We start from the raw sequence: 11,970 nt of genomic DNA on the forward strand, positions 1-11,970 counted from the left end.
CATGGGTCATGGTTCGCCTATTACCACCGATGCCACCAGTCGTTTTCGCTCGGTTCCGCTACTATTGTGATGCCAAAGGTTATTCCCAGACCCTGAAACAGCTGCTGCCTGATGCTAAGTTTCTAATAGTTTTAGATATAAGTCTGCCGATGGAGCCAGAGGAATAGGGAGTTTTGCAAGGGTAGGTTTTTTACACTTGGGTCAAACCCACCCCCAACCCCAGACCGGTCGGGGGCTGCATCGCTTTCTTATCCCTCACACCCCAAACCCCACACCCCACACCCCACAACCCACACCTCACGTCTTTGTTAAAAACCTACCCCTGTGAGCCTAGTCCCAGGGGTAGTTCACTCTATCCGACCAACTCTCATATGTAATGGCCATTGCAATATAATTTTCCTCTCGGGATCGCCCCAAGCCTCGACTAGACGGTTGGAGAATTCCAAGATTGGTTCCTGGGATTGAACAGCGATAAGCTTTTGAATAGCAGACCAAGTAGTCAAATATCCCAGAAATTCTTCCATGTTCCATTGGGTTTCAATTGTTAAAATAGGTGTTTTTAACTCAGCAAAAGGAAAAGGAATGGTTTGATAATTTTGAAGCAGTAGTTTTGTTTCTTCTGGCCAATACTGGTCAACCACTGTGGTGAAAAAATTCCTAGACATTTGGTCTATGTGATTTTCTTCTGGAGGTAATTCAAAATACCAGTAGCCCCAGAGAGCAATAATTCCTCCAGGTTTAGAAACTCGCTGCACTTCCTGATAAAACTTTTCTAGATTAAACCAATGAACAGCTTGGGCAACAGTTATTAAATCTATAGATTGATTCCCTAGCCCGACTTTTTCGGCCACTGCCACAGAATAGTTAATTTTATCATGATGAAATGCATGAATAATTTGCTTTTCGCTGGCATCTGTAGCATAAATTTTTTGAAAATGAGGGGTTAAGCCCAAGGCTACTTGACCATTACCAGTGGCACAATCCCACGCTGCTTGACGATCAGGTACAAGTGCAGCTAAATACTCAAACAAATATTTTGGATAATGAGGTCTATAGTTTCTATAATCATTTGCTTGCTTTGAGAAGTAGTCTTTAAATTCTGTAACCAAAGTCCTTTGCCTCTAATTTAATTTAGCCAACTATTAGGATATCATATTCTTAATCGCAGTTTGAATACAGTCTATCTTTTTCAAATTCAGCACATCAGTATCAGCCTGGCTAACTTGTTGTGAAGATAACCTCAAGCAAGCAAAATCCCAAAACTTAATGAATGATGTTTGTACAAAAATGAGATGCACCAGCGGATCCCTCTTCACGGGCAGGGCTGTTAAGCCAGGGTAAGCGCAAGAAAAAGAGAGGCTTAAGATGGTAAGGGTAAAACGATACAGCCCCAGAAGATGCTAATTGATATAGTCTGTATCCGGAAAAGTTATTGATGTTATAATTAAAGTATCTGTAACCCTTGATTTAGCTGGATTGTTTGGTGTGATAGATGGAAAGTTTCCGTATAATAAATAGTTAGGCTTAAGATCGTCATGAAAGCAGCAACTAGAGACAGTTGGAAGACCAGTCCTTCGAAGGGGGAATTTGTGCCGATAACATACGAAGACGAGTTTACGCCAGCGGAGGTGAATCGGATACGTTTGGGTCTCATTCCGCGCGAAATGGAAGATAAGTGGTTTATCTACTTCGACGAACCCACGCTGTTTTTCCATCGAAGTTGGACGGGATACCTGATCTACAAGGTTGAGCTTCGTGTAGGTACTACCGGTGGTGCAACGGTCGCCAGCGCCCACGTAGTCCAAGAGAGCGAGAAGTATCCTCGCGAACCAGGTGAGGCTGAGAAGATGCTACCGTGCTTGATACGGTGCATCCTACTTGAGCAGAACTATCCGTTTCCTCCAAGGTCATGAAAATTCCAGAGTGCGATTCCTGCCAGTTTTACTCTCAAAACCCCCACATCATCTGTGTAATTCACCTTACTTTACCTCTGTGAGTAGCTATGAGACACGATGCGATCGAGCTATATGAACCGATCAATATCCTTAAACAGATTGGTGAAGGATGGCCCAATTGTACAGATGTCAATGTATGGGGCAAAGATTCCTTTTCCAACACGTATGACTATTGTGCGGTTGAGCAACAGTGAGCTATGGTGCCATTCACCAACAGAATTGACTCGAGAACTCAAAGCTCAAATTGACTCTCTTGGCTCAGTGCGCCACCTCATTTCACCCAACAAAATTCACTATGCTCACATTGGCACCTGGGCGCTTTGCTTATCCAGAGGCCATAGCATGGGCATCCCCAGGTGTCCGCGATCGCGCAGCACAACAGAAAATTGAAGTTAGTTTTAATGCCGATTTGGAAAATGAACCGCCGCCTCAGTGGGTCACAGATTTAGACCAATTAATTTTCCGGGGTAGTCGATTCATGGATGAAGTTGTATTTTTTCACCGGAAGAGTTCTACTGTCATTCTTACCGATCTCATTGAAAACTTTGAACTCAATAAAGTTAGTAAGCAGTTTGGTCGGCTGCTTAAGTTAGTTGGCATTGTCGATCCTGATGGAAAAACTGCATTGGATTTGCGAATGACATTTTGGAGACAAAAGGAGCAGTCCCGTAGCTGCTTAAAGCGAATGCTTCAGTGGAACCCTGAAAAAGTTATCCTATCTCACGGTGGTTGGTATGAGAATAACGGTGCTGCTGAGTTACGCCGTGCTTTTCGCTGGCTTGAATAACTTTCAGAAGCAAGCTAACACTTCAGTGGAGCGGATGGGCGAGAGACATGGTGCTTCGTTTTAATGTACTGTGCCACCGCTCACCAAAAATTTTGGCGTTGCTTAATAATGGAATGATTTTAAGAGTTTTTAGGTGCGACGCAAGAAACAGCCCTGCTCCCAGGCTCGCAAAGAGATCCGGAGTTTTATTGGACAATAAAAAAAATTCCTAGATTTACATCTCAAATACAAACGCGCTTAGCGTTTATCGCAGTTATGAGCTACACTATTCTTTGACATTGATTCCCTGTTAGGTGCGCTTTCCGCATTAAGAATTAAATTCGCCACGGGTCGCACCTCTTGATGCAGCGCATCGCTATTCCCTATTACCTCTTCTCTGCTCCCTGCTCCCTGCTCCCTGCTCCCTAAAAACCCAGAACTTTGTACCTAACAGCAATTGCAAACCGCTATATAATGACTAATCACAAAAAGGGAAAAATTTACATCGTAGGTGCTGGTCCAGGAGATGTTAACTACTTAACCGTAAGGGGGCAACAACTACTGACTGAAGCTGAAGTGTTGGTATATGATGCTCTAGTAGATTCCCTTTTATTGCAACTGGTGCCCTGTGATTGTCAACTGTTTGATGTGGGGAAACGGGGTGGACGCCCTTCTACACCCCAAGCTAGGATTAACCAACTGCTAGTAGACCAATGCCGACAAGGCAAGCAAGTCGTCAGGCTAAAAAGTGGTGACCCCTTTATTTTCGGGCGCTCTAGCTCAGAAATTCAGGCATTGATTGCTGCTGAGTGTCAGTTTGAGGTGATACCAGGCATTTCCTCAGCCCTAGCCGCTCCCTTACTAGCGGGAATTCCTTTAACAGACTCCGTTTTGAGCAAATGCTTTGCCGTTGTCACTGCTCATCAGCCAGAGCAACTAGATTGGGAAGCACTAGCAAGAATCGACACCTTGGCGATTTTAATGGGAGGACGTCATCTAGGGGAAATTGTCCAACAGCTGCAACACTATGGGCGATCGCATCAGACTCCCATTGCTCTGATTCGGAATGGTGGACGCCCCCAGCAACAGGTTTGGCTGGGTACCTTAGGCACTATTGTAAACCAAACCCTTGGTATCTCCCTCTCACCTGTGGTAATTGTAGTTGGTGAAGTAGTGGGGTTAAGGGCATTTATGGGATTACCTGATCAAGACCAGTTGCAAGACGAGTTGAACAGTCAAGGTTGTCAAGACAAGCATCAACCGGCAACTGAAACTACTAAGCCGCTTACTGGAAAAACCGTCTTAGTCACCCGTTCCGCTAGTCAATCCCAGAAATTTAACCAGCTCCTGGAACAAGAAGGAGCGACTATTATCGAAATGCCCACCTTGGTGATTACTCCTCCTTCTAGTTGGGCTGGATTAGATTATGCGATCGCTAATCTCGCTAACTTCGATTGGTTGATTCTCACCTCTAGCAATGGGGTGGATTACTTTTTTAAACGATTATTGAATAATGGTAAAGATGCCCGTGCTTTAGTCGGGATTAAGATTGCTGTGGTGGGTAAGAAAACTGCTGCCAGTCTGAAACAACACAATTTACAACCCGACTTTATCCCACCAAACTTTGTAGCTGATTCTTTGGTGGAACATTTTCCAGAGTCTTTAACTAACAAACAAGTGCTTTTCCCCCGAGTCGAAACCGGTGGGCGAGAGGTGTTAGTAAAAGAACTAACGGAAAAAGGTGCTCAAGTGGTAGAAGTTGCTGCCTATGAGTCTGGTTGTCCAGATTACATGGCTCCTGCTATTTTAGATGCTTGGCAACAGAGAGCAATAGATATTGTTACGTTTGCTAGTTCTAAAACCGTGAATAATTTTTACAAACTTCTCAACCAATCCTTTAACGCTTCAACGGACACTAACCAACCCTACTCTAATGCCGACCGCGAACAATCTGCACCCTTAAACACTCTCCATTCCCTTTTAGACAATGTCTGTATCGCTTCCATTGGTCCCCAAACATCCGAAAGCTGTCGCCAATTGCTAGGTAGGGTAGATGTAGAAGCAGTTGAATATACTTTAGAAGGTTTAACTGAGGCGATTGTGGCATGGGAGACTGAGAGAGGGGGAAAGACATAGGGTGCATCTGATTGGTGGAACAGGCATCAGGCGTGGAACAGGCATCTTGCCTGTTTCAATCCCTACTAAACAGCCTTATTTGCCAGAAATAGGAGTTTTATATCATCTCAGAATAATTACCCTTAATAATAAAAATCTCCCTATCTCCCTATCTCCCCATCTCCCCACACCTCCCACCCTCTCCTTAATTATGGGTATTCAAGCAGACTTGATATTAGGGCTTTTCCCCAAGGATGAGAGTTGTTTGTGTAGGCAAAGGAATAACCTTAATATTTTTAAATCCTGTCTTTTCGAGCCATAGGGCAATTTCTTCTTTAGAGCGATTGCCCGATTCGGAATGAAAGCCAATCATTAAGTACAGTTCCATCATTGTACTGCGCAATGACTGCTTAGGATTATCTTCTGGATTTATAAACTCCTGCACGATCAGCAATCCACCTGGCAATAGAGCATCGTAAGCTTTGGACAATAGCCTCAGACATTGCTCGGGAGATATATGACGCAAGACTGCAGAAAGCAGAACGACATCATAGTCGGGATCAAACTCAGTGGTATGAAAATCCGCCGACCATAGGGTAATTCGCTCTTGGAGATTGTATTGCTTCAAGAGGCTGAGGGCGATTTCTAAAGGTTCTTTGAGATCGACAACTACAGCTGTTAAATCAGGATTAGCATTACGGAACTGCTCCAGGCTGAAAGCCCCGTGTTTTTAAACCGGGGATGAAAGCCAGGTAGCGACTTTAGTCGCCGTGAAAAAGATTAAGTCACGACTTGACGGATTACGCTAAACAAGTTAATATAAAAATATAACATAATAGGTCGAGTTCTGATGATCATCTTAGAGTTTAAAGCATACGGCAAAGCTGCCCAATATAAAGCCATAGACGAGGCAATTCGGACAGTTAAGTTCATTCGGAATAGTTGTATTCGTTTATGGATGGACAACAAGGGAACAGGAAAATACGATCTTAGTAAGTACTCTAAGGTGTTAGCGAAAGAATTCCCTTTTGCCAATGAGTTAAACTCTACTGCCCGACAAGCTGCCGCTGAAAGGGCATGGTCATCAATATCTCGCTTCTTTGAAAACTGCAAGAAGAAAATCCCTGGGAAAAAAGGTTATCCCCGCTTTAAAAAGCACTGTAGGTCGGTTGAGTACAAACAGTCAGGATGGAAGTTATCTTCTGAACAAAAATCAATTACTTTTAGTGATAAGAAAGGAATTGGGAAACTAAAACTCAAGGGTACCTGGGACTTGTGGCGTTTTGACAAGAAGCAAATCAAGCGGGTTAGAGTAGTCAAAAGGGCTGACGGGTACTACGTTCAATTTTGCATTTCTGTCGATGTAAATGAACAACTGGAACCCGCAGATGCAACTGTAGGATTAGACGTAGGACTAAAAGAATTCTATACCGATTCCAGAGGAGGCACTGAACCTAACCCACGCTTTTACAGGAAAGGTGAAAAGCGTCTAAAGTTTTATCAACGTCGAGTTTCTCGTAAAAAGAAAGGCTCATCCAATCGTAAAAAAGCCATTAATAGATTAGGTAGACAGCACCTCAAAATAAGTAGGCAGCGTGAAGAACATGCAAAGAGACTTGCACGTTGCGTAATCCGGTCTAACGACCTGGTAGCCTATGAAGACTTGAGGGTTAAAAACCTGGTTAAAAACCATTGTCTTGCTAAATCTATTAATGACGCAGGTTGGCATCAATTTAGAAAATGGTTAGAGCATTTTGGCAAGAAGTTTGAAAGGGTCACGGTTGCAGTGAATCCTGCTTATACAAGCCAGAATTGCTCTGAATGCGGCGAGGTCGTGAAGAAATCACTATCAACCAGAACTCACACCTGCAAATGTGGTTGTGAATTAGACCGCGACCACAATGCTGCGATCAATATTCTAAAAAAAGCCTTGGGTACGGTGGGGCACACCGGAACCTGGGTTATAGACCCGAACTCTTCAGGAGATCTGGCCTCTACTGTTCTTGATTCCGGTCAGGATCAGCAAGCTGGGTCGTTGAGTGAAGAATCCCCGCGTCTTTAGACCGGGGAGTGTCAAAAAGAGCAATGCTGTAGCTTCCAGAGCCTCCTCCTAAATCCAGCATTTTACGCCTATTGTTCAGGTTAGTATATTCAGCCAGGACCGCTCCTTGTCCTGCCATAGCTAGGTTATGCCGACCTTTGATATAGCTTGTCCAATAGGTAGCAGCATCAACAAAACCATTCTCAAAGGGAAAATCTGGTCTACCTTCACGGATCAGCTGGTCTAGATTGCCCCAAGTGTACCAGAAATTGGTAATATGGACGATGTAATCACCTTGATACTCTGGCTTGTCTGGTATTAAAAATTTAGAAGCGACTTGAGAGTTTTTAAAATTACCCTCTTCTTTTTCCAGCAGACCTAATCCAGCACAGGATTCAAGAAAAGCTTCGACAAAACCAGGATTAGCTTTGAGGTGATCGGAGACTTCTCGGGCAGAAATAGGTTGTTCCAGTAAAGGAAATATTCCAAGTTTTATCGCCGCTCTGAGAACCGCAGAGTTCCAGAAGCTAAAACATATATTGTCGATGGTGTCCTTCATTTATACTTATCCTAAATCTACATCCACGTTATTGTCAGATAGTGTTAGAGCTAGTTAAATTGGCCAAATTATACCTCTTGATATAATTTCTCATAAAACGGCAGACAATCTTCCACTATAGGTATTAGGTCATCAGGTATCTGAGGGGGCTCATGTCACCCCCTCAGGGATTACCATGCTCATTTTTACCTTTTTGTCAACCCCACAACCTGAATAATTAAGAACAGTAAAAAAAATAAAGTTTTCGTTAAGATAATGAAGGAAGATACAAAAAAACTGTTTAATGATATCGGTGATTGAATTAATTAAATCAAATCACAGTCTAAATCTAATACTGAGTTCTGTATGACCGGATCTAAACCTTTTCATTTAGCTTTTCCTGTTGCCGACCTTGAAGAAACACGCCAATTTTATTGTGGTGTGATTGGCTGTAAAGAAGGACGTAGTACAGATTTATGGATTGATTTTAACCTCTATGGTAATTCCGTTTCAGCCTATTTACACCCCCAGGAGGCAACGCGAGATATACCTAGCAACCACGTTGATCGAGATCAAACTCCTTTAAACATCCCTGTTCGTCATTTTGGCATAATCTTAGAATGGGAAGAATGGGAAAGCTTAGTTGAACGTTTAAAGGAACAAGGCATCGAATTTACAATTGGACCACGAGTACGTTTTGTCGGCAAAAATGGAGAACAAGGAACGATTTATTTTCACGATCCTTGTGGGAATGTTCTGGAATTTAAGGCTTTTAAGAACCCCGAGCAAATGTTCAAGCCTTTTACAAAAATACAAGACTTTGAAGCAGTTGTTATGGAGAAGATAGCCAACCCGTCTTAGAGTATATAGCAATCCTATATGATTCGTGAAATATATTCGGCGAAGCTATCGCTATAACCCTTGCCCAGTAAGAATTTACGATTTTGCATATTTTACAAATGATTTAGGATTGCTATAGTTAAGGCTTGTTTATGCCTGTAACACCCTATCCAGATTTTTTTTACTATAAACTAGTTGGATAGTAAGGGGTTAATGAGTATTTTTTTGACTTAGATACTTGGGTTTGAACTTTAGAAAGAGCAATCAATAAATAATGGCTAATACAATCGAAAAGTTAGATCATGATTTGGCTGAAATATTTATCGCAAATGATAATAATCCAACCGTAAACTACTCTTATGGGGGAACGCGAATGGTAACTCCTAATACTCAGGAGTCAGAAGCTAAGCAAATCTGCGAGCGATTGATGTGGTCTGAAAGTGCCCTGAAAAATCAACTGATCAATGCAGCATTAAGCAAAGGTGTTTTAAACCACTATAGCGATCGACTTCCTGGAGGTTTCTTGGACAGCAAAGTTGGTGGTGCTCGCTGCGTAATCAGACCCAAGCACCAAGATACTGCTGACATCCTTGTTAATCCAGAACATCCAGATTGGGATTCTACCATTTCACCAATTTTTCAACACATTGGCGAATCCCTCAATCAAAAACAAGGCAAGATCAAGTTGACTCCGGATTTTGGTCGGTTTGCTGGTTTGGCGGATACTTTGAACCGATTTACTCCTCATTCTCTCGGCATTAATTGTGATCAGGGAGGATGTGGTGGTAAATCTTCCTACTCAGCAACAGGTATTATCTCAGCGATTGAAACCCTTGGTTTCCAACAACAGAAAGAAGACCGAGTTACCTTAATTGGGGCAGTGGGAGCCATGGGTTCTGACGTTTTGAAGTACTTTTTGCGAGAGACATACCAAAATGTAGCTGTTTGTGATCTGGTGTATGATGATCCTAATAGTGGAATTGTCCCTCCAGATAACTTATTAAAGCTTCCCTCCAAGCAAAAAGCCTTCACTACAGATTGTTTGGAGCGAGGAGGATTAATTGTTGCTACTACCGTTGGACAGGAATTGGAAAACTCTTTTTGGGAGACAATGCCCAGGGGTACAACCTTACTCCTGGCTCATAATATGGCAATTCCTGGAGGTGAAGCAGGTGCTGAACTAATGCAGCGAGTTCAGCAACATGGCGTTTTCGCCTTACCTGGTCAAGTTTTGACATTGGGAGGAGCGTTAACCTCTCGGGTAGAGTGGTTCTGGCGGCAAAGCAATGCAGGTGTTCCTTTCGATAAACCTCTAGCTCACCTAGTCGTCAGGGATGTGGTTAAGTTTTTAGTCACTGAAATTAAAGCATTATCAGCATCTTCAGGATTAACTCCTTATGAAGCCATGCTACGGTATGCAGACCGAGAGGCAGTAACATTATTGCCCTAAAGATCAAGTCGCTCTTCCGATCCTATTTAGGATAACAGGATCGGAAGAACCAACAAGGCATTCACTTCAAAACCTTTGAATTTGCTATAGCGGTTTTTAGTCTAATGAGGTACAATAACAACAATGAGCAAACCAATTACGAATATCCTTAAGGGAGATTTGATTAAAAGCAAATTCAATAGCTTCTACTAAATCAAGATAAGTTCTTGCACCAATTTTACGTAAAATACTTTTGATCTTTGACCAACAATGTTCAATCGGGTTAAATTCAGGGGAGTAAGTGGGAAGATAGATTAATTTAGCACCCGTTGCTTCAATTAAATCTCTAGTTTCATCTCCTTTATGAATTGAATAATTGTCCATGATTACACAAGCTCCACTCCAAAGTTTAGGGACTAATTTTTGAGAAATAAAAGCTTCAAAAGTGATGGCATCAGTTTTTCCCAACAAACAGGTGCTGGCGAGGATAGATTCACAACTTATGGCACTAATGAGTGAAAGATTTTGACCTTTCCTATAAGGGCGCTGACCATAAGCACGTTGACCCTGTTCAGAGCGAGCAAAGAGACGAACCATTGCTAAATTCACTCCGGATTCCAATACGGAAAATCAGGTCTTTTTCGTTAATATCCCTAACCTTTTCCCAGAAATGTAAACGTTGTTTTTGTACCTCATCTGTGCCTTTTTTTGTGGCGTACAGTGTTTTTTTTTCGGGTTATTTTTAGACGCTTTAGCATTCTATATACTGTGGAAATACCAATGAAAACTCCGGTTTCTTTCGCGCTTCATGTTCCGCAGTTCTTCTAAAGTAGCGTCATTAGTCATGGTCACCAGATTTTTGAGAATCGTTAATTGTTTTGGCTTAAGTTTTGTCGGAGTTTGTTGAGTGCGAATTTTCGGGGCAATATTTCCAGTGTCCCGATACTGTTTGAGTAATTTTTGAACAAAGCTTAAGGCAACATTGAACTGTTTAGCAAGCTGACGTTGAGAGATATTACCTTGAGTATAAACATCAATAATTTTTTGTCTAAGATCAACGGAGTAGGGTTTCATGGTTTTTTATTAGAATGTATCATCATTATTGTACCTTACTAGCTTAAAAACCGCTATACTGGCATAGTTTCCTAAGGTTGAATTTGATTAAAGATTAGATCAAATCCAGTTAATCACTTATCAAAGAGTCTGTGGATTTTTGGGTTATGGTAATGGGGAATTGATAATTGTAAACTACCCATTACCAATAAATAATAATTGAGAACTGCTATAACCTACTAACACCATCAACACTCAAAGGTTGCTAACCCCAAATAGCGAACTCCTGACGGGGTAATTTCAAAGCGACAAGGCAACACTTCCAAACCATTGCTAACTGCTTCTCTTAAGAGTTTACCATAGTCTGGATCATACTTATCACCAGGGGAAAAGTGCAAACAATCAGCACGATTAATAAAATAAAGCATCACGGCTCGTGCTTCGGGAAGTACTGCCATCAGTTCTTGCAGATGTTTTTGTCCACGAGTAGTAACTGTATCAGGGAATAAAGCACGATTCTCTTCAGCTAAGGTAGCACTTTTCACTTCTAAATAAATCGGGCGCTCTGAGCCAGTCAGTAAAAAATCCACGCGGCTTTTCCGTTCTTTTCCGTAACGCACCTCAGGGCGAATTTCGCTGTAGCTGTCCGCTAATTCGGGAATCAGTTTTTGTTCCAACGCTAACTTAATCACTCGATTAGGTAAAGCCGTATTAACCCCTACCCAAGTGGGTTCATTGTCCTTGACCTGAATCATTTCCCAAGTGTATGGTAACTTCCGCTTTGGGTTATCACTATGGGACACTTGTACAGGAGAGCCAATAGTTGAAACTCCGATCATTGGGCCAGTATTGGCGCAGTGAGCAGTAATAATTTCCCCTGATGGCAGTTCAATATCCGCAAGAAAGCGTTTGTAGCGTTTGAGTAAAGTTCCAGCTTTTAGGGGTGGGTAGGAGTAAATCAAGTTATTGTCATTAGTCATGTTATATTTGTTAGTTTTTAATGGTTAATTGGTTAAGGGAGTCGGGAGTCGGGAATCGGGAGTCGGGAATCGGGAGTCGGGAATCGGGAGTCGGGAATCGGCAAGAGGGAATCGGGAATCGGCAAGAGGGAATCGGGAATCGGCAAGAGGGAAAACTGATCTTACTCCCCATCTCCCCATCTCCCCATCTCCCCATCTCCCCATCTCCCCATCTCCCCATCTCCCCACCCCCCCCTCTCCCCATCCCCCCACC

At 42.5% G+C, this 11,970-nt stretch carries 10 protein-coding genes and 1 pseudogene; 5 read left to right on the forward strand and 6 right to left on the reverse strand.

Features of this window, described 5'->3' with window-relative positions; genetic code table 11:
* Positions 1 to 347 precede the first annotated feature (347 nt).
* On the reverse strand, positions 348 to 1,109 hold the full coding sequence (locus F6K49_RS29150) for a class I SAM-dependent methyltransferase (RefSeq protein WP_293102232.1): 762 nt from the start codon (positions 1,107 to 1,109) through the stop codon (positions 348 to 350).
* A gap of 1,141 nt (positions 1,110 to 2,250) precedes the next feature.
* On the opposite strand from F6K49_RS29150, the gene F6K49_RS29155 reads away from it, so the two are divergent.
* Positions 2,251 to 2,742 (forward strand): hypothetical protein, encoded by a 492-nt coding sequence (locus F6K49_RS29155; RefSeq protein WP_293023053.1) that lies wholly within the window; start codon positions 2,251 to 2,253, stop codon positions 2,740 to 2,742.
* Positions 2,743 to 3,195: 453 nt separating this feature from the next.
* Positions 3,196 to 4,857 (forward strand): uroporphyrinogen-III C-methyltransferase, encoded by a 1,662-nt coding sequence (gene cobA, locus F6K49_RS29160; protein ID WP_293102235.1) that lies wholly within the window; start codon positions 3,196 to 3,198, stop codon positions 4,855 to 4,857.
* Between the two features lie 214 nt (positions 4,858 to 5,071).
* On the opposite strand, the gene F6K49_RS29165 is transcribed toward cobA, so the two are convergent.
* Entirely contained in the window at positions 5,072 to 5,548 is a 477-nt protein-coding gene (locus F6K49_RS29165) for a methyltransferase (RefSeq protein WP_293072325.1), read from the reverse strand.
* 138 nt (positions 5,549 to 5,686) lie between these two features.
* Between F6K49_RS29165 and F6K49_RS29170 the strand changes: the two genes are divergently transcribed.
* Positions 5,687 to 6,898 (forward strand): transposase, encoded by a 1,212-nt coding sequence (locus F6K49_RS29170; RefSeq protein WP_293079622.1) that lies wholly within the window; start codon positions 5,687 to 5,689, stop codon positions 6,896 to 6,898.
* Here F6K49_RS29170 and F6K49_RS29175 read toward each other — a convergent pair.
* On the reverse strand, positions 6,831 to 7,436 hold the full coding sequence (locus F6K49_RS29175; RefSeq protein WP_293102243.1) for a methyltransferase dimerization domain-containing protein: 606 nt from the start codon (positions 7,434 to 7,436) through the stop codon (positions 6,831 to 6,833). The genes F6K49_RS29170 and F6K49_RS29175 overlap by 68 nt on opposite strands.
* Positions 7,437 to 7,781: 345 nt before the next feature.
* Here F6K49_RS29175 and F6K49_RS29180 point away from each other — a divergent pair, with 345 nt between their 5' ends.
* Positions 7,782 to 8,276 carry a VOC family protein gene (locus tag F6K49_RS29180; protein WP_293044775.1) on the forward strand — a complete coding sequence of 165 codons (495 nt, stop codon included), beginning with the start codon at positions 7,782 to 7,784 and terminating at the stop codon, positions 8,274 to 8,276.
* Between the two features lie 253 nt (positions 8,277 to 8,529).
* Positions 8,530 to 9,705: a hypothetical protein gene (locus tag F6K49_RS29185; protein ID WP_293102245.1), complete on the forward strand. Its 1,176-nt coding sequence runs from the start codon at positions 8,530 to 8,532 to the stop codon at positions 9,703 to 9,705.
* A gap of 96 nt (positions 9,706 to 9,801) precedes the next feature.
* Here the strand turns inward: F6K49_RS29185 and F6K49_RS29190 are convergent.
* The 3 genes and pseudogenes from F6K49_RS29190 to F6K49_RS29200 all read right to left on the reverse strand — a co-directional run bounded on the left by F6K49_RS29190 (position 9,802) and on the right by F6K49_RS29200 (position 11,937).
* Positions 9,802 to 10,758: pseudogene (locus tag F6K49_RS29190) on the reverse strand (IS630 family transposase).
* A 227-nt stretch (positions 10,759 to 10,985) separates the two neighbouring features.
* Positions 10,986 to 11,717, reverse strand: a complete 732-nt coding sequence (gene sfsA / locus F6K49_RS29195; protein ID WP_293023037.1) for a DNA/RNA nuclease SfsA — start codon at positions 11,715 to 11,717, stop codon at positions 10,986 to 10,988.
* Between the two features lie 10 nt (positions 11,718 to 11,727).
* Positions 11,728 to 11,937 (reverse strand): hypothetical protein, encoded by a 210-nt coding sequence (locus F6K49_RS29200; RefSeq protein WP_293102247.1) that lies wholly within the window; start codon positions 11,935 to 11,937, stop codon positions 11,728 to 11,730.
* Between the last annotated feature and the right edge of the window lie 33 nt (positions 11,938 to 11,970).

The sequence above is a fragment of the Moorena sp. SIO3I6 genome (assembly GCF_010672095.1).